We start from the raw sequence: 21,255 nt of genomic DNA, 5'->3' as shown, positions 1-21,255 counted from the left end.
ATTTAGGAGTTGCTCTTATTTTTCTTCGCCACCTTAGCGTTATGTTCCGCTTCTCGCTGCATTAAAATAAAGGTCAAATACATTTTAGTGGGCAAAGAAAAAACCATACCAAAGGCGAAACATGTGGCGCTAATGAGAATACCGGTCACCCCCAGTGAGGTCATATATATACCCGGTACCATTCAAGATGCATGTTTCAGAGTGCTTGAGAAATTTCAATTCAAGGCGCTGTGATGAAATAATGGTTGTTCAGGAGAATATGCTCAGGATAATTGCTCCTGCATTATCCGTATAAGGTACTTCCTGTACCGTCTGCATTCTCTAATAAGCTACATCCATGTCGCGTCATTATGAGTTACAGCAACGATGAAGTGATATTGCTCAAACGCTTCTTCGATGTGTTTAAAAAGACTTTAAACCGCGTTAAATAATTAAACCATAGAATGACTATGCTTCAATTATTTCCCTTGCCTAAAGCCCTTTTAATTCCCACTGAAATCGAGCACTTTGAATGGTAACGGGTATAAGCACTGAATATATGCAAATAAATCCCTATCAGTAATAGGCAGAAACCTAACACCATAGAGATTTTTAACAATAAAATTAAGCGCCGCTCAGACAAAGTTATTATCTTTTAGGATACAGTGAGCAAACGTTAGCAGACCAGTCTTTAGAAAACAAACATCATGCCAACTCCCGTTGCATTTTCACCTTGGTTACTGCCTGCTGCAACCAAGATAGAGTCATCAATTTTACTTTCGATATAAAAATAAAAATTTTCATCCCAATGGTATTTAGCACTAAGAATATAATATTTCAGATGATAATCACTAACTGAGTCGATTGATGTTGGTGAATCGTCGGTCAACGAGTTATAACCAACAATAACAGAAATATTGTTATCAAATCGATAAGCAGCAAATAGCTCGACACCGCTCGATTTAGCCATAACTGTACCGATATCATTAACTTCATGATAAGTCATATCAGTAAAAACGACTGCAACATGTAAACCAAGGCTGCCATAAGGTCGATAAGTAATATGTGCCGTGATAAGTTGATCATCAGCTTTCGCTGACTGGCGGTAATCATTTACTTTATCAATATCCGCAATTAAGCTTATTTTCGCTTTGTTATAAGCTAGGCCGAAACCGAGATCAAACGGTGCTTGATAGATAACAGCTAAACCATATGAATCATTAAATTTAACGCCAAAGGCATCTTCTGCACCGGGGATTTCACTGGTTCTAACTTCATCGTCAGAAACCAAGTACTGAGCAGCAAAACTAAACTTTTGATAATTAACTTTATATTGGATAGCTTGCTCTGCACGACCTGAGCCTGAGAAACCACCATCGGTACCAAAATTAAACGTCCCTTGTGCATCAGCGCCGAAAATTTCAAAATGATCAGTAACGCCGGCAACATCAAAGCTAACGCCCCACTGCTTACCCATAGTAAAGCGACCATAGGTTTCATGCTCAAAACCAACATAGCCCAACCTTAGCCATGTGGTATCCGTAGTGGGTCCGGTACTGGTTAAACCATTATTACCGACATATATGTGATCAGCAGTATTTGATATTTGTATGCCCCATTCAAGCAAACCGACTGCTTGCCAGTTGTCTTTCATTTGATGCGACAGAGAAAAAGTATAACGAGAGAAGCCATCATTGATTTCCGCTGTTTCGCCACTATTAATATAATAAACCGATAAGTTACCTTTAAAGTCTAAGCGACTCTTGTCATTATTAAAAAGTTCAAGTCCTTGGGCAACTGGCATAAAACTGGCTAATAAGGCCACCGTTGTTAACGAGGTTATCTTGTGCATTGATTGAAATCCTTAGGTGTATGTGTTGATTATCTAGTTATTTATCTGAATTTTTTTACATAGCGGCAAGTATTGCGGCTACCGGGTGTCTAGCTTTTAACGCGCTAAAACGCTTCACTTGCGAACGACATGAAAAACCAGTCACTAATATTTGTTCGCTATCTAAAGCCTCTACTTTAGTTTGCCAACTTAACTCATATATACCTTTAGAGTTCTCTAAGTTGACTTTTTCATGACCATAAGTCCCAGCCATACCACAGCAACCCACACTCACTTTTTCTAAGGCTAAACCAAAATGAGCAAAAATGCTTTGCCATTCATTTTCACTGTTTACCAAGGCGGTTTTCTCGGTGCAATGAGCAAACAGTTTGAATGGCTTACCTTTTGAGAGCTCAGTTGAGAGCAATGTCGATTTAAAAGTGCTATCTTGCTGAATAAAGTCTAATAACCATTCATGGGCCAGTAACACCGAAAAGTCGCCGCGTTTTTCTTGCAAGGTTTTAGCGTATTCATCGCGATAACACAGCACCATGGACGCATCCATGCCCAGCATTGGGATATTAAGTGTTGCCAGTTGATTTAAAAACTCACTGCTTGATTTTGCCGTTTTAGCGAAACGCGCTAAAAAGCCTTTGACATGTTGCGCTTTACCATTGGGTTTAAAAGGCAATAATATTGGCTCTAAGCCCAGTTTTTTAATCAAGCTCATCATACTTTGTACCGTATTGGCATCGTAAAATGAAGTGAATGGGTCTTGTACTATCAGTACATAACCTTTACGTTGTGCTGGGGTTAACGCTTGTAACCTAGCTAAGTCAAAGCCTGAAAAACCGGCTTTTTTCACTTGTTTTTTCAAGGTCGGTACCGACAACAACGGCGTATTAACATAGCCAATGGTTTTCGCAGATAGCTTGTCATAGAGCTTAGTGCTCAGTACCGCATTAACAATTCTTGGTACTTTCGCCATTAGCGGCGCAAGTATTTCCACATTAGCCACTAGATGATCTTTTAAGGGTCTAGCGTAACGTGAATAATATATATTGATAAAACGCGACCTAAAGTCAGGTACATCTACTTTTACCGGACATTGACTGGCACAGGCTTTACAGGCTAAACAGCCTTGCATCGCGTCCATTACTTCATGGGAAAAATCGCCATTACCGTTGTCATCTTGCTGTGGTTTACTGATAAAATTAATGCGCAATTTTTCCGCGGCACTACTCAGTATCTCTTTTATCGACCAAAAACTTTTCGAGGAATTAATCTTGTCTTCCAGGGCAAGAATATCAACACCTTGTTTCTCTAATAAACGTAACCATTCACGCATTAAGCCAGCACGACCTTTAGGTGAATGTCGTCTATCGCCAGTAATTTTGCTCGACGGACACATGGTACTATCGGCATCATAGTTAAAACATAAACCATTACCATTACAGTCCATGGCAGCGGTAAATGACTCTTTAACCGTGACCGGAATTTGTCTATCAAAGAAGCCACGTTTGGTATCATCTACACTAACTAATTGCTCATTAGAAGCAAATGGCGTACAAATTTTACCTGGATTCATTTTATTATGTGGATCAAAAACCGCTTTGATTTTTCTCAGCTCAGTAAATAATTTATCGCCAAAAAATTCTGGCCCATATTCAGAGCGGTAACCTCTACCGTGTTCGCCCCACATCAAACCACCATATTTGGCCGTTAATTTAACCACTTTATCAGAGATGATCCGTAAGAGCTTTTCTTGCTCTGGATCACACATATCAAGTGCTGGACGCACATGTAACACTCCCGCATCGACATGACCAAACATGCCATAATTTAATTTATAGCCATCTAGTAGCGCGCGAAATTCAACAATATAATCGGCAAGATTTTCTGGCGGCACGGCCGTATCTTCGGCAAAGGCAAGAGGTTTTTGACTACCGGCGGTTTTACCTAATAGGCCAACCGCTTTTTTACGCATGGCATAAATTTTGTTAATACTGGCTAAGTCTGAAGTCACTTGATAACCAATTACGCCACAATTACCTGCAGAGTTAGCTGATGACTTCCCTGATAAAGAATCTGATAAGGAATCTGATAAAGCGCTATCAGCACTGTCACCTTTAGCAATCAAATCATCCAATACCGAGGTAAGCTCGCTAACCTGTTCGGCTAAATCGGCAATACTATCGCCGTTATATTCAACGATATTAATGCCATCCATGACTTTTCCTGGCACATCGGTGATTAAATCACGAACACTATGCCAAACGATGTCTTGCTTAGCCAGATCCAATACCCGTGAATCTATAGTTTCAACCGAAGTTGCCTTGGCTTTAACCAAGGCTGGGGAGTGACGCAAGGCCGAATCAAAACTGTCGTATTTTATATTAATGAGTGTTTTAGCAACACGGATAACATTAATGTTTAGCTTGGCTGAACAGACAAAAGCCAATGAGCCTTCGGAGCCGGTGATCAAACGTGATAAATCAACGCCAATAATATCGCCGTCATCATTGGCCGTTAAGACATGTTCTAAATCATAACCGGTTAAAAAACGATTTAAGCGGGGAAACTTCTCTAACACCAAGACACGATTTTCAATACATGACTCAAGTACTTGCGCCATTATTTTAGCATAAGTCTGGCCATGACTACTTTCCAATCCAGCTAAGTCCTGTGCTTGCGCTAAATCCATCGGCTCCGTATTAAATTCCTCGCCATTAGCAAGTACCGACTCAAGCGATAAAACATGGTTTGACGTTTTGCCATAAACTAACGAGCCTTGTCCTGAAGCATCGGTATTGATCATACCGCCTACGGTAGCGCGATTTGAGGTAGATAAATCAGGGGCAAAGAAAAAACCATAAGGGCGTAAATAATCATTCAGTTGATCTTTAATGACACCGGCTTCAACACGGACCCATTTTTCCTCAACATTTATCTCTAACACCTTATTCATGTATTTAGATAAATCAACCACCACACCTGGGGTTAAACTTTGCCCGTTAGTGCCAGTACCACCACCACGAGCACTGAATTTAATAGTCAGGTATTGCTCATCACTGGCTGTTTTAGCCAATAAAACAATATCGGCTTTTGTGCGCGGGTGAATAACAAGTTGCGGTAACTGTTGATAAATACTGTTATCGGTGGCGACAGCTAGGCGAGCGCTGTAACTGGCATTAATATCACCAGTAAAATTATCACCTTTTAATGAGCGGATAAAATCGTCATATAAGGGCGGAAGATGATTTTGATGACTAATATGGGGAAGCATAACGACTTAACTTTAAAATAAAACAGGACAGTGGCCTGAGTATATCATGGAAGAAATGGCTTTTTACCCTAAAAACGAGCCTATATTCAATATATGGTAACTAAAATGAATAGTTTGCTATATTCCATGCAAAAAACATTTCTCTGATTATTAAGATTTTTATTTACATTACGATGTTAGCGTTTATTTAACCCACAGCAAGGGTAAGTTTTAACAAATGAACATAAAAAAGCGACTTAGTCAGTAACCCGAGTAAGCCGCTTATTTTCAATTGTTTTTGCTCAGCAAAAGCTAACTTTTAGCTTTATTGGCTAATTGTTCCGCCAGGTATAACCAGGTTGGCAATACGGTATCAGGGTTTAACGATATACTATCGATGCCCTGCTCCACTAACCAAGCAGCAAAATCTTCATGATCTGAAGGTCCTTGACCACATATACCCACGTATTTACCGCGTTTTTTACAGGCTTTAATGGCCATAGATAACAACATTTTTATTGCTGGATCACGCTCATCAAATAAATGGGCAATTAAACCTGAATCTCTATCTAAACCCAGTGTTAATTGCGTTAAATCATTTGAACCGATAGAGAAACCATCAAAGTAATCAAGAAATTGATCGGCTAATAAAGCGTTTGATGGTAACTCACACATCATAATGATGCGTAAACCATTTTCACCACGTTTTAAGCCATTTTCAGCCAGAATATCAATAACCTGAGCCGCTTCTTCTAGGGTACGAACAAACGGGATCATCACTTCAACATTGGTTAAGTCCATGTCATTACGAACACGTTTTATTGCTTCACATTCCAGGGCAAAACACGCTCTGAAATCTTTAGAAATATAACGTGCTGCACCGCGATAACCTATCATAGGGTTTTCTTCGTGCGGTTCATACGCTGCACCGCCAACAAGGTTAGCGTATTCGTTTGATTTAAAATCAGACATGCGCACTATCACTTTTTCTGGTGAGAATGCTGCCGCTAAGGTTGAGATACCCTCAGTCAATTTGGCGATATAAAACTCAATTGGACTGTCATAACCGGCGATAATGTCATTAATTTCATCTTGTAACTCAGCCGGCTGTTCATCAAAATTAAGTAAGGCTTTCGGGTGAATACCAATCATTTTATTGATGATAAACTCTAAACGCGCCAAACCAATACCCGCATGTGGTAAACGAGCAAAAGAAAAAGCTCGGTCTGGATTACCAACATTCATCATGATTTTAAGCGGTAGCTCTGGCATATCATTAATTTCAGATCTCTTCACCTGATAATCTAATTCGCCACTATAAATAAAACCGGTATCACCTTCGGCGCACGATACAGTTATCTTATCGCCCGTTTTAATCAATTCAGTGGCATTACCACAACCGACAACCGCAGGAATACCCATTTCACGGGCAATAATGGCGGCATGACAGGTTCTACCACCACGATTAGTAACAATCGCTGAGGCGCGTTTCATGATAGGCTCCCAATCAGGGTCAGTCATATCGGTAACTAACACATCTCCGGGTAAGATTTGATCCATGTCAGCCAGTGACGATAATACTTTCGCTACACCACTACCTATTTTATGACCAATTGAGCGTCCTTCACAAACCACGGTAATATTGTCATCTTTTTGTAAGTGGAACTGCTCCATGATATTAGCATTTTCACGACTCTTAACCGTTTCAGGACGCGCTTGCACAATATATAACTTGCCATCTAAGCCATCTTTTGCCCATTCAATATCCATTGGACGACCATAATGTTTCTCAATGATTACCGCTTGTCTAGCTAGCTCTTCAACTTCGCTATCGGTTAATGAAAAACGGTTAGAGTCCGCCGCATCAATATCAACAATTTCAACTTGCTTTGAATGCTCTTGGCTGTCTGTGAACACCATTTTAATGGCTTTGCTACCAATATTACGACGTATTACCGCAGGTTTACCTTTAGCAAGTGTTGGTTTATGAACATAAAATTCATCAGGGTTTACTGCCCCTTGTACCACCATTTCACCTAAGCCAAAGCTTGAAGTGATAAAGACCACTTGGTCAAAGCCAGACTCAGTATCAATAGAGAACATCACCCCTGAGGATGAAATATCACTACGCACCATACGCTGAATACCCGCAGACAGTGCCACGCCACGATGGTCATAACCCTGGTGAACACGGTATGAAATAGCTCTATTATTAAACAATGAGGCAAATACATGTTTAATGGCAACCATTACCGCGTCAAAACCCCGTACATTTAAGAAGGTTTCTTGTTGGCCGGCAAAAGAAGCATCCGGCATATCTTCAGCGGTGGCTGAAGAGCGTACCGCAAAAGAGGCATCATCGGAGAAATCACCGGCAAGTTTTGCGTAAGCCGCGGCAATATCTTGCTGCATTTGCGGGAGAAATGGTGTGTCAATAATCCATTGGCGAATAGTAGCGCCACATTTGGCTAGCGCATTAACATCGTCAACATCTAAACCATCCAGTAATTGGTAAATTTTTTCATTAATTCCGCTTTGCTCTAAAAACTCATTAAAGGCAAATGACGTAGTCGCAAAACCCGTAGGCACTTGCACACCAACACTCGCTAGATTCGAAATCATTTCACCAAGTGATGCATTTTTACCACCGACGCGGTCAACATCATTCATGCCTAAGTTTTGATACCAAAGAACATTTTCTTGCACGACACTTCTCCAATTAAAAAATAAATTTGTTTAATCATACTAATTCTATTAAGTTAATTCTCAACTCAAAGCTTCATTCGTGAATTTAAAAGCATTACCATGCAGCATTATTGATTTTGATAAGAGAATAATCATTACCTGCAAATCAATGCCTTGCCGCAAAGCCTTTTAATTATCACTGAGTGAAGCCACTTGATAGACTTGGTATTTTTGTAGTTAAGTACATTCTACACTGCCAGTTATAGTAAATAAAAGTCATAATAAAATATAAGTTAAAAGTTTTCATACTCACTTACACAATAAATTCACTATTCAATTAAGACAATTAAATTATGCGTTCAGCTTTTTACATCTCTGATGGCACCGCCATCACTTCTGAAGTTTTTGGTCATGCACTGCTATCTCTCTTTCCTACTGAATTTGAGCACCATACCATTTCATTTGTTGAAAGCACTGAAAAAGCGCAAGAAGCAAAAATACGTATAGATAAAGCAACACGCCGTGCAGGCAAACCGGCCTTGGTTTTTCATACTTTTGTTAATAATGATATCCGAGAAATCATTGAGAGTTGTGATGCTGTGCTTTATGATTTTTTAGAACCGTTCGTGGCGCCACTTGAACAAGAATTAGCCCTTAAAGCTAAACCTAAAACCCATAGAACTCATAGTATTCATGAAAAAACCTACGATTATCGGATAGAAGCGGTGAACTACGCACTGGCCAATGATGATGGCTCTAATATAAATAATTATGAAGAAGCGGATGTTATTTTAGTCGGTGTTTCCCGCTCAGGTAAAACACCAAGCGCGCTGTATTTAGCACTGCAATATGGCATTAAAGCGGCAAATTACCCTTTTACTGATGATGATATGGAAGAGTTAAAAATCCCAGTATTTTTAATGCCATTCAAGAAAAAACTATTTGGCCTAACCATCAATGCACAGCGGCTAATGGATATAAGAGAAGGTCGTATGTCTAACAGTAAATATGCGTCGGCCAGACAGTGTCGCATGGAAGTCAGAGAAGTAGAAAAACTCTATAAGAATGAAAAGATACCTTTCATCAATACCACCAAGTTTTCGGTGGAAGAGATAACCGCTAAAATACTGTCTGAAACAGGCTTACAGCGTTACAAATATTAATTTCAGCGAACTAATCGCACGCTAATATCAACTTATGGTGATATTATTGCTTTTATCGCTTTTTATTAGTAATAACAGTTCACATTAGCGGCTAATTTAGCTATGTTAGCGCGCATAAATTAGTTTATGCGCGCCCTATTGCGAACCAAACTAAAGCCAAACTAAAACCAAAAACATTAGAATTTCATGACCATTAAAACCGATGAACTACGCACCACGCTAATTGAAAACTTAACCTCTCCCGCTGAGCTTGCTGAACAAATTCCCCTAAGTGCGGTCACCGCCGCTTTTATTATGCAAAGCCGCAAAGAAATTGAAGCCATTATTCGTGGTGAAGACAAACGTTTACTGGTAATTATCGGCCCTTGCTCTATTCACGATACCACTGCCGCCATTGATTACGCTAAAAAATTGGCAGTATTGCGTGACAAGTATCAAAATGAATTACTCATTGTTATGCGTGTTTACTTTGAAAAGCCACGTACTACCGTGGGTTGGAAAGGTTTAATTAGTGATCCTGACTTAGATAAATCGTTTCACGTTGCCAAAGGGCTAAAATTAGCACGCGGCTTATTAGTCGCTATTAATGACTTAGGACTCGCGGCTGGTACTGAGTTTTTAGATATGGTTACCGGTCAGTATATTTCAGATCTGATCAGTTGGGGCGCTATTGGCGCACGTACTACTGAAAGCCAAGTTCACCGTGAATTAGCTTCTGCGCTGTCTTGCCCGGTGGGTTTTAAAAATGGCACTGATGGTAACGTTAAGATAGCCCTTGATGCGATTCAGGCGTCAAGAGTACCGCATGTCTTATATTCGCCGGATAAAAGTGGCCAGATGTGTATTTACCAAACCCATGGCAACCCCTTCGCCCATGTGATTTTACGCGGCGGCAAGGTCCCTAACTATCATAAGGCTGATATTAAAGAGACCTGTCAACAACTTGAAAAAGCATCATTATCGCAAAGCATTATGGTTGATTGTAGCCACGGTAATAGCAATAAAGACCATAATAAGCAAATAGATGTCGCTCGCTCTATTGCTGAGCAAATCTGCCAGGGTGAAGAGAGTATTTTTGGTGTGATGATTGAAAGCTTTCTAGTTGAGGGCAAACAAGCGGTGAAAAAAGAAATACCGTTAACTTATGGACAAAGTATTACCGATGCCTGTGTTGATTTAACGGTCAGTGATGATATTTTAGCCTTACTGGCTGATTCGGTGAAAACGCGCTTCGCCAGTTAAACTATCGGGCTTTGTCTACTCCTCCACCGAGAAAAAGCTATTAGCTAGATAAAAAACCCTTAGCTTTTGACTAAGGTTTTTTTATATCTCTATGACATGTTGCGTTAATTTACTGCTGTAAATAGAGATAATTTAACTACGACTGTAGATAGTCACGCAGGTTGGATAACTACACCGCTTTACATTTTTGCTAATAAACCATCACTGGCCGCTTCAACCAAATCAAGTACATAGTCAAAACCTTTAGCGCCACCATAATACGGATCGGGTACCTGCTCTTCTTCATGGCCAACAGCAAAATCTAACATTAAGTGTATTTTATCTAACATAGCCGGTGGTGCTATTTTTTTTAATTCGTCAATATTGTCATGGTCCATCGCTAGAATGAGATCAAAATCGCTAAAATCTTGCACCGTCACCTGACGTGCTTTAATACCGTCAAAGGAATATCCACGGGCAATACCCGCTTTTTGCGCACGATGGTCGGGTTTTTCTTTGGCATGAGCACCCAGTGTCCCCGCAGAATCGACTTTCAGACTTAGGCCTTGCGCTTTCATTTTATGTCTAAAAACCGCTTCGGCACTGGGCGAGCGGCAAATATTACCCATACAGATAAATAATACCGAGTTAATTCCCTTAATATTCAACGTCTTATTAGTCATTTTACCTTCCGTTACCTGTTGGTTTTTGAGTATTTACACCCTAATAAAATCAACAACTTGTAGTTTTGTTTTGGGGAATATTTAGAGGATTATATACCCTAAATTCAAACGCTAGGCTGAAATAGTAACTCAATTTTCAAAATAAAAACATAGTTTAATATAACAAAGTAAAATCAACAAAACTGAATTTAAACTAACCATTGATTCGATGGAGAGCCAACGATATTATTTAAGAAAATATCAATTCTGCTCCCATACAATGAGGGTTATATAATGATACAGCAGTACTATTTGAGAATAACTAGGACGATAAAAGATCTAGGAATTGGCACGATTATGAAACCCACTTACTTTAATTGACTTACAGGCTATCAATTAATTATATGTACGCAACTATGTACACACCTTAAAATAGTAATAATAGAGAGCAGGATATTGTTTTCAACATGTTGGATGTTATGCGGCAGTTTATCGTTCTTATAATAAGAGTAACGCTATATCCCCTACTTTAAATACCTATAACTACCGCAGAACAATATGTTTAAGTCTAATAGTTTTGCTTAAAGATAGTTAATGACCTTTAACTTTAAGACCAGAAGTTGCCATTTATTGTAATTACTATTCGTTATCTAACTAAAAGAATTTCTTGGTAACGTTTTGCAATGCCTAGGAACCTTATTGGATATTAAATACACCTTTTTGTCTTATATCTTCCGAATAATCATCTATATTGACTAAATAATCGCTTTCAGACACATTTGACTAGCTCAATGTGTCGATAAAACGGTTTTAGCATTTCAAAATGATCCTTTAGCTATTTTCTGAGTTACTCTGGTGAAGTTAATGCTCAAAACATTGTCTATAATGGCATGCTATCGTTCTCATTGTGAAGGTCATATATACTGGCTTTAATGCAAATCCGTGGCCAGAATCAATTGACCACTACAAATATAGTGGAGGATAGATGTTTATCTAAATAGATTTCTAAAGCATTGAACAACTGAAAAGATTTTTCATCACCTTCAGAAGAAAAAGTTTAAATAAAATTGTCTTCTAATATATCAAGAGTATCAAAGTCAGTAACCCCATTAATAATTGCCCAATGGATAGATACAACGGGAATAGTTATGTTCCTTATATTATCAGGCATTATTGATGTTTAACTCAAACGCACTCTGTTTCTTATTTTTAAATCTAGTACTTCCTTTCTCGAAAAGATTATACATAAGTAATCAAATACATTTTTACCGTTATGATTAGGAATTAACCTACACAACTTTACTACTTCTATTGCTCGATTATTTCCATAAACAGATAATGTTTTTCTTAGGACCCCCTTGTTGAATGAAAAAGATTTGCTTAAGTATTCCGCATACTTATGAAACTTGTAAAAGTAAGTCCGTCAAACTCAAGCTTTTCATCCATTGATATATTATCAATGGAAATTCCATCAACACATAACACCCAACCGCTAAAATTAACTCTATCTTTAATAATTAGGTACATTAGCCAACCACTTTGTTTAAAGGCATAAAATGCTCGACCATTAAAATAAATTTCTCCTCTCGATAACTATTTAGCACTCTGTATTACTATTTATTCCTTAATGAGGTCTCTAAGTTTCATTAAATAGTTAACATCGTTGTTCTATCGAAAAGATTTACATTAATCACAAATAGGTATGTTAACTTAATAATCGCTTTGAAACTTTGATAGTGTAGTTTCAATTGATTGCTGAGAACCCTCTTCACAAACCAACATTTGAAGCGTATACCTAGCAGATCCATGCTTTGTTATTCATTTAAAGTAACGCCATAAACTTCTCAATTTGCTCTTCAGATATTTTATTAATCATTTCCCGAATCGAGTTATGCTCAACATCAATGCCTAGCGCTTCTTTTGCCATATTTATGGCTTCTTCTTTACAACCGTTATGATCACTTTGCAAAGTCAAAATAACTTTAACGAGTAATTTTTTTTGTTCTATTTTCATATTTTCACCACTTAATTTATTTCCACCTTAGTGCTAGGACACTATAGCAAGACATTATAATTAAACAATCGATAGTAGTGGCTGCAGACATGCTTCTAGTGTATAATGCTGATTTTATTGACAGTGGAATTACCTAGAAAACCATGAATACAGCCATATATAAGGACTTTACGTTCGAAGCAGCACACAAATTACCCAATGTTCCCACTGGACATAAATGTGCGAGGCTTCACGGACATTCATATAAAGTTAGAATTCATTTAGAAGGAGCTATAAATAAAGATTCGGGCTGGTTTATAGACTTTTCAGACATAAAAACAATTTTCAAACCAATTTATAACCAATTAGATCATCATTACCTAAACGACATTGAAGGCTTAGAAAACCCTACAGCTGAAATTATTTCAAAATGGATCTGGGAAAAATTAAAACCAAATTTATCAGAGCTTTCTGCGATTGAATTGATGGAAACCTGCACATGTGGTGTTATTTATAAAGGTAAGTAATTTTTGAAAATCCACTTAATCACTAATTGTACAAACCTTAAGAAAAGAAATATTCAAGGTAAAGTAGCATTAGAAAGCCTGACAAAAAAGCATAGTTCTCAAACTATAGTTAACTCTTGGTGTAAGCACCTTGAAAATGCAGAACAAAAGGTTCCCGCAATTGAACTTTATGCTGGTGACCATTGGAAAGTTGCTAAGAGCATTATAATTCCAAATCTAGACTTGTGGGTTCTATCAGCAGGTTATGGATTAATTCATAGCTCATCAAACATTGGCTCTTATGATGCGACGTTTTCAAATGGAAGTGAAAACTCAATTAATAAAACAGGATTAACGAATAACGAATGGTGGAAGGCTTTGCACCAGATAAGAAATAGTGTGAATTTGAAGTGCCACTCGCTTCACTCATTGGTTTCAACTAATGCTGATGATGTTTTTTTTATAGCTGCCTCTCCTGATTATTTACGAGTAATACAAGCTGAGCTAAAAGAACTAGTTTTCAATAAAAAGCTTACACATAAAAACCTTTTTATTGTTTCAAGTAAGCATAATATAGATGAAAAACTCACACCTTTTTTTTTAGAGTCCAGTGCTAGTTTTTGTCGCACGCTAAAAGGTGGGCGAGTATCTTTAAACATAAGATTAGCAAAGTACTTGCTAGAACAAGATGAAGTTAATGGGTTTAGCCATAAAAAGGTAATTGATAAATACAATCACCTAAAAAATACATCTGAAAAACTATTAGTTAATAATCGTCAAAAGCTTTCAGATGATGAGATTAACAGCTTTATTACAAAAGAGTTAAAATTTCAGCAAGGGCCCAAAATGTCGGCTTCAATGTTGCTAAAAAGACTAAGAAGTAAAAACTTAGCATGTGAACAAAAGCGATTTACTCGGCTATTCAAAGACTTGATTTAATATTGCTATTTAATAATAGAAAACTTCAATTAATTATATACAACTATCCATAATACATAGGTTTTACGTGACAACTTTTAATTATTATTTCCCAGACAATTTAGATTTTGTCGATCCTAATTTTAATGGCATTACCAATGAAAAAACAAAGAATCATCGAAAGTATGATGATGACGCCTACCCTCATGAAATTTTAAATGAGCTTCCATATAACGGTATGCTTGTTTCACTGGCTGGTATTGGAACAATGCAAAAAAAAGGGAAGTACTACACTCAAGAACTCACTGAGGACTTCTATTACTATGGCGCGAAGAAATTCCTAAGATTAACCCAAGATAAGTTTAAAAATGTATTACTAATGGGCGATTGTGGCGCATTTGATTATGTTAACGAACCAGAACCGCCATTCACCATCGATGAGTTAGTTGAGTTTTATGATAGAGGTGGATTTCATTGTGGAATATCTCTCGATCACATCGTTTTTCAATATGCTAAAGATGATGAGGCATTAAAAGCCATGCCATATGCAGATATTAGGGAAGCTGAACGCAGAATAAAAATAACCTTAGATAACGCAGAACTATTCTTAGAGCGCTCTAAAGACAAATCATTTATTCCTTATGGTGTAGCTCATGGTTTTAGCAAGGAATCATTTATTAGCTCCGTAAAGAAACTAGAAGAGATCGGATATACGCATATTACAATCGGCGGTATGATTAAGTCCAAAACCCCAGACTTGCTAGACTTGCTAGAAACGCTTTCTTTAAATAAAAAGAAAGAGACACAATTTCATCTGCTAGGAATATGTAGATTTGAGAATATTCCTGCATATGTAAAATATGGTGTAACTAGTGCCGATAGTACATCTCCACTTATGCAAGGCATTAAAGCAGGTAAATACTTTGAATTTAATGATGACGCTCATGAAATAATCCAGTCTTTATCAATAAGAATTCGTCAATGTGATCATGATAATGTTCAAAAGTTAATTGATAAGCATCGTCATGAAATTCGAAGCCTAGTAGCTAAAATGCTTAACAATAATGAAATTGATATAGACCTATCCAACAATGCGCTATCTACAAATGAATGTGTTAAAAGGCTTGAAACAGACTGTATTGAAAAATTAATACAGTATGACGCAACAGGCGAACATTTTGACGCTACGTTTAAGGCTCTTATGGCTTATGAAAAAGTAACTACTGCCGATTATTTAGCAAAAGAAATCACGCCTGTTAAACAGTCTCTACTTAACAAAGACAAACTAAGAATAAAAAAATTCTTATTAGAAAGGCCATGGAAAACCTGTACTTGCGGTGTTTGCGAGAATGGAATAATGAATATTATTTTTCGTTCAAATCAAACAAACCGTCGCAGAGGTATTCATAATTTAGCTATGGTGACAAAGCATAAAGATAAAGTTATTGATGATATGAAAAATATTGTGATTAAGGTTAACAAATAATGGAAAAAGTTATTTTAAGAATTCAAGTAATTAAAAAAATCGTTAATCAGGTCGAAGTATTCTGTGGCTGGGTAGAAGGTAAGAAAGTAAGAGATATTGCTAAGATTGTTCATATAACAAGGGAAGGCAAATATATCCATGGATATCAAAGAAGTGAACTACCTAAACACATTGAATCAATTAAAGATTATGTAGAATCGCCCAAATCTACTATATTAGCTAACCTGGTTATTGGCTTTAATAAATCAGTAACTTTTACACCTATAGAAGAAGGCAGCGACTTTGGATATTTAGAAGTTCCATACTCTCCTGGCTCCCCTTCAATGGAGTTACCTGGTTCAATTGTAGATGGCCAACAGCGTTCAGGAGGAGTTAAAAACAGCTTTCATGTAAGCTACCCTTTGCCTGTTTCAATTTTTATCTCTGAGGATGAAAATGACTATATTCAGCAATTTCTGATTCTTAACCTTGGTAAGCCCTTAACATCAGTGCAATTAAATGCTCTAGCACTCAATGAAAATATTTATAAACCGCCAGCATTAGCAATAAAGGCTTTTCCTTTATCAATTTCTGAAGAACTAGGGTTCGGTGATAATAATAATGGAACCCCCCCTTTAAAGGACCTCATAAAGTCAAATGGCAACCCTCAAGGAAAAATTGCTGAATCATCAATTACAGAATTTATTTCAAATGTTGAGCGAATGATATTGAAGTCTATCAACGTTCGAGTGCATCAAGACTTAACTAAAGAATCAAAACAGTTGTTTACCCAAATAATTAATAATTTTTGGATAGCAGTCACAATTGTATTTGAAAGTGAATGGAAAAACATATCTAAAAGCATGAAAGATACATACATCATCCATGGAACTAGCATATTTGGTTTTTCTTTTTTATGTCGTCATATGATAAGAGTATTTCTCGAAGACAAGCCGTCAAATACAGTAAACACCCCTTCAATTGAATTTTTTGTTCAAGAGTTAAAGCTTATTGCTCATAAATGCCATTTCAGTAAAACATCTTGGAGCCTGGGACTAATAAGAAGCGAAGAAGAAGGTGGTGATGATATAAAATTTTCACGTAGGTGGCATGACTTCCAAAACACAACATCAGAGAAACAATTATTTGCCGGTAACTTATTAAAGATTTATGAAGTAGAGAAAGAGTTTAAGGCTGAATACGATGTGTACTTTAGCTAAGTCTTACTTGATCACTGCAATTAAGGAGATTTAAGAAATGAAAAAACTTGTTGTTATATATTCAGGCGGCATGGACTCTTTTACGGCTTTAAATAAAGCCGTAAAAGAGGGTTTTGATGTATATGCTTTATCTTTCGATTATGGCCAAAAGCATAATAAAGAACTAATTTACGCAAGTGATGTATGTAGTGATCTTGGCATTCCACATAAAATTTTAGATATAAAATCTATCTCTACATTATTTACCAGTTCGTCACTAGTTTCTGACGATATTAAGGTACCTGATGGGCATTACGAAGCCGATAACATGAAATCGACTGTCGTGCCCAACCGTAATATGATTCTGATATCGTTAGCCATTGCTTACGCTGTAGATATAGAGGCCGAAGGTGTTTGGTATGGTGCTCACTCGGGTGACCATATGATTTATCCAGACTGTCGACCAGAGTTTGTAAAAGTAATGGATCAAGCGTCTAAAGTGGCAAATTTTGAACCTATTTATGTTCATGCTCCGTATTTAGAGACAGATAAGATTGGTATTCTTAAAGATGGGATATCAATGGGACTAGATTACTCTCAAACATGGACTTGTTATAAAGGTCTAGAAAAATCCTGTGGTACATGTGGGTCATGTGTTGAGAGATTAGAGGCATTTGAGAAAAATAAAACTCAAGATCCAATTAAATATTTTTAGAGAAAGGTATTTTTAATATTCTGGTCAAATAATTTTGACCAGAATATATGAAGGTTTTTTTAATTATTCACCCAACTAGATAAAAGGCTCTTTCTAGAGTTTTTAAACTCAATAGATCTAACATTATTTGTAAGATCATCTACTTTTTTGTAACTATAAAAATCAATTATATCTCTATAACAAGAAGGTAACCCTTTCCAAATTCCAAATGTTAACTGAAACCTTCTGACATACTACCATTGGCCTAATATAATTAATATTAAGCTTTCTACTTAATTTATATAAAATCTCATTACTAGACTCATAGTATCTCATAATTTGACCTATGCATCTGTCGTCAACTTCATTACGTTTTATCTCAATTAAATATAGAACTCCTAATTTTTGGTCGATTGCTATCAAATCAACTCGTGCAACTGCACAAATATTTTTTAAGAGTTCATGGTAATGCGATTTTTCACCAATATTATCTATATTATTCGAAATCCAAAAAATATCGCCTTTAACGTTGATGAGTGAATCATGAAATTTAATTTGGTTCCATAAAATAAAAATGTATGCTTGCAGAAATAATTCATCTCCACCTTTATAATTTGCATTTAAAATTAAACTAAAAAAAATAGATATTTTGGTTAAAAACAAATTATCTAACTCCAAGATACTCACTCTATTAGCAACCATTGTTTTAACTATTAAAAGTAAACTTTTTTTTCCTCCTTATCCATTAAACCTTTATAAAGCAGTGGAAATTGACTCTTTGAAACAACATACTCAGATAAATCCTCGAGTGTCCTACCAGAAATTAAACATTTTCCTTTATTTAACTTTTTGAGTATCGAATCAATATTCATTAACGACATATTATTCTACTATAGCCATAAGTTCAGGCTGAACTCTTAAGGTAAAAGTTACAATTTCTAGCAACCCATTTAGCATAGGGATACTACAATAAAATTTAATATCAAACATATCGTCATCATTATTATCATAAGCAGGAAGAGTAACTTCAAATTGTGCTTCTAGTCTCTTAATTCCACTACCATAAAATTCATCTTGATAGCCTTTAAACTTCTCAATTTTTTTTGCCTTAATACTTTTTTTTCCATTAAACTTCGAACCTTTCCAAGCGATACTTGGTTCCACTCTAAGTGATAGTTCTTGTGGTTTTAGGTCTACTTTATAACCGACATCAAACTGGACATTTATATCTAGATAATTTTTATCCTTCCGAGATACACTATGAGTATAATTAAGCTCACCATCTACCCAGTCTTTTTTAAATTTATCATTGATACATAAGGTGATTTTTGATTCTCGATTTAATGACAACTCTTGTAAAAAAAAGTCTTCTATTGTTTTAAGAGTGGCTGTCATTACCTGAATATTTATGCTCTTATTATCTGTATTAAGTGTCGCTATAGGTTCACCTGTTGATTCTCTTATTTCAAGTAACTCATCATTACCAACTTGAAAAAACTTACCATCTTTTTGAGATAAAATTTTACTTTGTAGATTTTCAATGACCTCCTCCCAGTCTTCCATCTTTCGAATTAAACCGCCAATTTTTGCTAAGGTTTTTATAACTGGGTTACTATTAACTTTATCTTGAGATCTAAGGTTTTCATTGAATTCGCAAGCAACTTCTCTAGCGTTTTTTAGCGCATCCTCCAAATCTTCTTCACTATCGTAGTCTCTATTTTCGACTTGATATATATACTTTAAATATAAACTGTCAAAAGGACTAATTTCTATATCTTTATTTCTAACTTTACAGTTAATAACTATTTCACTCTTTAGTTTGTAAAAGAAATCACAAAAATATTGAGCTAGTTCATTTTTCAAATCCTCATCATCTTTACATTCTTTAATAAGTGGCAAACTGCATATTCTCATGCATAGCGATCACCTAATACCATCTAAGCCGATCACCTAATACTATCCATCGCGATCACTCAATACCATCGATGCCGATCACTTTTCGGTCAAAATGGTATTGAGTGATCGGCTTGAATGGTATCGTTCAATTTTTACACTTTTTTGTCTAACCAGTAGGTGTTTTTAACCGTTATCCTTTTCATTTTTGATGATGAGAATAACCATGCCAACGGCACCTATTTCAATGCGTAAACTTAAAGAGATTTTAAGACTAAAATACGACTGTAAACTCAGTCATCGAAAGATAGCAAACAGCTTATCAATTTCACCGTCAATTGTGTCTAAATATGCCTGTAAATCAGCAAAGCTAGGGATCACTTGCTGGCCGCTTGATGAGAAGTGGGATGATCACTCCCTGCAACAAGCGTTCTTCAAAACAAAACCTAGATTAAAAGGTTTTACCATTCCTGACTGGTCATTAGTTCAGCAGGAGCTGCGGCCCAAAACGATGACGCTATTACTGCTTTGGCAAGAATACAAAGAGCGACACGAAGAGGGCTTTTACAGTTACACCCACTTCTGCCGACAGTACAAAGCATGGCTTAAATGTCAAAAACCTTCCATGCGCCAAAACCATAAAGCAGGTGAAAAACTGTTTGTCGATTACTGCGGGCCAACAATGAATATTGTTGATGCGAGTACAGGTGAATGCCGCACGGCACAGGTGTTTGTCGCCGTGATGGGCGCATCTAATTATACGTATGCTGAGGCTACCTATAGTCAAAAACTCGAAGATTGGGTGATGAGTCACGCCCGTTGTTTTGAGTTTCTGGGGGGTGTGCCAGCGCTAGTTATTCCTGACAACCTCAAAAGTGCGGTAACAAAACCCTGTCGGTATGAGCCTGACATAAATCCAACCTACCAGCAATTGGCGACACATTACAATACGGTCATTGTGCCTGCTAGACCATATAAGCCCAAGGATAAAGCCAAAGCAGAGGTAGGTGTGCAAATTGTCGAACGCTGGATCATGGCACGGCTTCGTAATGAAAGCTTCTTTAGCTTGCGCCAACTCAACGTAAAAATACAAGAATTACTGGTCGATTTAAACCAGCGGCAAATGAAAAAGCACCCTGGTTCAAGGCTTAGCCAGTTTGAAGCCATTGACAAACCTGCGTTAAAACCGCTACCTACGCAGGCTTACAGTTACACCTTGGTCAAACAAGTTAGCGTGCATATTGATTACCATGTTGAAGTTGAAAAACACTATTACTCAGTGCCGTATACCTTGATAAAACAAAAGCTTGAAGCCCATGCCACAGGACAATTGGTGACACTTTACCATCAAGGCGTTCAAGTCGCTGTTCACCCAAGATCCCACCGACAAGGTGCTCACACTACACTTGATTTGCATATGCCAGTCGCTCATCAAAAACAGCAGCAATGGACGCCACAACGGTTTGAACGTTGGGCAAGTAAGTTCGGCGCATCAACTGAGCAGTTTGTCATACAATTGATGCAAGCTAAAAAGCATCCAGAGCAAAGCTATCGCGCTTGTATGGGGTTATTGAACTTAGGTAAGAAATATACCGAACAACGGCTTGAAGCGGCTTGTTATCGTGCCTTAGCCACAGGCGTTACCCGTGTAAAACAAGTAAAGACCATCTTAGAAAAGGGCTTGGATAAACAGCCCTTGCCAGAAGCCCAAGGTGATTTACTCCAAGATATTGACCATCAAAATATCCGTGGCAACCACTATTACCATTAAACCTAACACT

16 protein-coding genes are annotated in these 21,255 nt (G+C 37.1%); 8 read left to right on the top strand and 8 right to left on the bottom strand.

Translation table 11 applies throughout. The features are described from left to right. Positions 1-2: 2 nt before the first annotated feature. The 4 genes from CMT41_RS18620 to ppsA form a co-directional block, all read right to left on the bottom strand. Positions 3-164 (bottom strand): hypothetical protein, encoded by a 162-nt coding sequence (locus CMT41_RS18620; RefSeq protein WP_157466302.1) that lies wholly within the window; start codon positions 162-164, stop codon positions 3-5. Between the two features lie 506 nt (positions 165-670). Continuing rightward, the gene (locus tag CMT41_RS07580; RefSeq protein WP_057180724.1) at positions 671-1,831 is read right to left on the bottom strand and encodes a porin; all 1,161 of its coding nucleotides are present in this window, start codon (positions 1,829-1,831) and stop codon (positions 671-673) included. 55 nt (positions 1,832-1,886) lie between these two features. Further along, complete coding sequence (locus tag CMT41_RS07575) at positions 1,887-5,096, bottom strand: FAD-binding and (Fe-S)-binding domain-containing protein (RefSeq protein ID WP_058026873.1); 3,210 nt, start codon at positions 5,094-5,096, stop codon at positions 1,887-1,889. A gap of 291 nt (positions 5,097-5,387) precedes the next feature. Then, positions 5,388-7,781 carry a phosphoenolpyruvate synthase gene (gene ppsA / locus CMT41_RS07570; RefSeq protein ID WP_057180722.1) on the bottom strand — a complete coding sequence of 798 codons (2,394 nt, stop codon included), beginning with the start codon at positions 7,779-7,781 and terminating at the stop codon, positions 5,388-5,390. A gap of 332 nt (positions 7,782-8,113) precedes the next feature. On the opposite strand from ppsA, the gene ppsR reads away from it, so the two are divergent. Both ppsR and CMT41_RS07560 read left to right on the top strand, forming a co-directional pair. Then, positions 8,114-8,923 carry a posphoenolpyruvate synthetase regulatory kinase/phosphorylase PpsR gene (gene ppsR, locus CMT41_RS07565; protein WP_057180721.1) on the top strand — a complete coding sequence of 270 codons (810 nt, stop codon included), beginning with the start codon at positions 8,114-8,116 and terminating at the stop codon, positions 8,921-8,923. Positions 8,924-9,109: 186 nt separating this feature from the next. Next, on the top strand, positions 9,110-10,165 hold the full coding sequence (locus CMT41_RS07560; protein ID WP_057180720.1) for a 3-deoxy-7-phosphoheptulonate synthase: 1,056 nt from the start codon (positions 9,110-9,112) through the stop codon (positions 10,163-10,165). A gap of 179 nt (positions 10,166-10,344) precedes the next feature. On the opposite strand, the gene CMT41_RS07555 is transcribed toward CMT41_RS07560, so the two are convergent. Together CMT41_RS07555 and CMT41_RS07550 are read right to left on the bottom strand one after the other, a co-directional pair. Then, a complete protein-coding gene (locus CMT41_RS07555) occupies positions 10,345-10,827 on the bottom strand; it encodes a low molecular weight protein-tyrosine-phosphatase (protein ID WP_057180719.1) in 483 nt (160 codons plus the stop codon). Positions 10,828-12,628: 1,801 nt separating this feature from the next. After that, positions 12,629-12,820: a hypothetical protein gene (locus CMT41_RS07550; protein ID WP_058026871.1), complete on the bottom strand. Its 192-nt coding sequence runs from the start codon at positions 12,818-12,820 to the stop codon at positions 12,629-12,631. Positions 12,821-12,963: 143 nt separating this feature from the next. Here CMT41_RS07550 and queD point away from each other — a divergent pair, with 143 nt between their 5' ends. From queD to queC, 5 genes are all read left to right on the top strand, one after another. Continuing rightward, complete coding sequence (gene queD, locus CMT41_RS07545; RefSeq protein ID WP_058026870.1) at positions 12,964-13,326, top strand: 6-carboxytetrahydropterin synthase QueD; 363 nt, start codon at positions 12,964-12,966, stop codon at positions 13,324-13,326. Between the two features lie 3 nt (positions 13,327-13,329). Beyond that, complete coding sequence (locus CMT41_RS07540; protein ID WP_058026868.1) at positions 13,330-14,244, top strand: hypothetical protein; 915 nt, start codon at positions 13,330-13,332, stop codon at positions 14,242-14,244. 67 nt (positions 14,245-14,311) lie between these two features. Next, positions 14,312-15,709: a tRNA-guanine transglycosylase DpdA gene (dpdA, locus tag CMT41_RS07535; RefSeq protein ID WP_058026866.1), complete on the top strand. Its 1,398-nt coding sequence runs from the start codon at positions 14,312-14,314 to the stop codon at positions 15,707-15,709. After that, positions 15,709-16,908: a DGQHR domain-containing protein gene (locus CMT41_RS07530; RefSeq protein WP_058026864.1), complete on the top strand. Its 1,200-nt coding sequence runs from the start codon at positions 15,709-15,711 to the stop codon at positions 16,906-16,908. Before dpdA ends, CMT41_RS07530 begins: the two co-directional genes overlap by 1 nt. 37 nt (positions 16,909-16,945) lie before the next feature. Continuing rightward, complete coding sequence (queC, locus tag CMT41_RS07525) at positions 16,946-17,602, top strand: 7-cyano-7-deazaguanine synthase QueC (RefSeq protein WP_058026862.1); 657 nt, start codon at positions 16,946-16,948, stop codon at positions 17,600-17,602. 174 nt (positions 17,603-17,776) lie between these two features. On the opposite strand, the gene CMT41_RS07520 is transcribed toward queC, so the two are convergent. Next, a complete protein-coding gene (locus tag CMT41_RS07520) occupies positions 17,777-18,283 on the bottom strand; it encodes a hypothetical protein (protein WP_058026860.1) in 507 nt (168 codons plus the stop codon). A 180-nt stretch (positions 18,284-18,463) separates the two neighbouring features. Then, positions 18,464-19,495, bottom strand: coding sequence for a hypothetical protein (locus CMT41_RS07515; protein WP_058026859.1), 1,032 nt, complete (start codon positions 19,493-19,495; stop codon positions 18,464-18,466). 205 nt (positions 19,496-19,700) lie between these two features. Between CMT41_RS07515 and istA the strand changes: the two genes are divergently transcribed. Continuing rightward, complete coding sequence (gene istA / locus CMT41_RS07510) at positions 19,701-21,245, top strand: IS21 family transposase (protein ID WP_058028173.1); 1,545 nt, start codon at positions 19,701-19,703, stop codon at positions 21,243-21,245. The last annotated feature ends 10 nt before the right edge of the window (positions 21,246-21,255 follow it).

It is taken from the genome of Colwellia sp. MT41, assembly GCF_001444365.1.
Lineage (GTDB): Bacteria > Pseudomonadota > Gammaproteobacteria > Enterobacterales > Alteromonadaceae > Colwellia > Colwellia marinimaniae.
The sequence above is the reverse complement of the archived record's forward strand: the minus strand, read 5'-3'. Positions and strand labels throughout refer to the sequence as shown.

What these genes read in the sequence shown, in the direction of transcription:
- CMT41_RS07560 (WP_057180720.1), top strand. Translation starts at nt 9,110, where the DNA reads ATGACCATTAAAACCGATGAACTACGCACCACGCTAATTGAAAACTTA.
- queD (WP_058026870.1), top strand. Translation starts at nt 12,964, where the DNA reads ATGAATACAGCCATATATAAGGACTTTACGTTCGAAGCAGCACACAAA.
- CMT41_RS07550 (WP_058026871.1), bottom strand. Translation starts at nt 12,820, where the DNA reads ATGAAAATAGAACAAAAAAAATTACTCGTTAAAGTTATTTTGACTTTG.
- CMT41_RS07520 (WP_058026860.1), bottom strand. Translation starts at nt 18,283, where the DNA reads ATGGTTGCTAATAGAGTGAGTATCTTGGAGTTAGATAATTTGTTTTTA.
- istA (WP_058028173.1), top strand. Translation starts at nt 19,701, where the DNA reads ATGCCAACGGCACCTATTTCAATGCGTAAACTTAAAGAGATTTTAAGA.
- CMT41_RS07515 (WP_058026859.1), bottom strand. Translation starts at nt 19,495, where the DNA reads ATGAGAATATGCAGTTTGCCACTTATTAAAGAATGTAAAGATGATGAG.
- CMT41_RS07530 (WP_058026864.1), top strand. Translation starts at nt 15,709, where the DNA reads ATGGAAAAAGTTATTTTAAGAATTCAAGTAATTAAAAAAATCGTTAAT.
- queC (WP_058026862.1), top strand. Translation starts at nt 16,946, where the DNA reads ATGAAAAAACTTGTTGTTATATATTCAGGCGGCATGGACTCTTTTACG.
- ppsR (WP_057180721.1), top strand. Translation starts at nt 8,114, where the DNA reads ATGCGTTCAGCTTTTTACATCTCTGATGGCACCGCCATCACTTCTGAA.
- CMT41_RS07575 (WP_058026873.1), bottom strand. Translation starts at nt 5,096, where the DNA reads ATGCTTCCCCATATTAGTCATCAAAATCATCTTCCGCCCTTATATGAC.
- CMT41_RS07580 (WP_057180724.1), bottom strand. Translation starts at nt 1,831, where the DNA reads ATGCACAAGATAACCTCGTTAACAACGGTGGCCTTATTAGCCAGTTTT.
- CMT41_RS07555 (WP_057180719.1), bottom strand. Translation starts at nt 10,827, where the DNA reads ATGACTAATAAGACGTTGAATATTAAGGGAATTAACTCGGTATTATTT.
- CMT41_RS18620 (WP_157466302.1), bottom strand. Translation starts at nt 164, where the DNA reads ATGACCTCACTGGGGGTGACCGGTATTCTCATTAGCGCCACATGTTTC.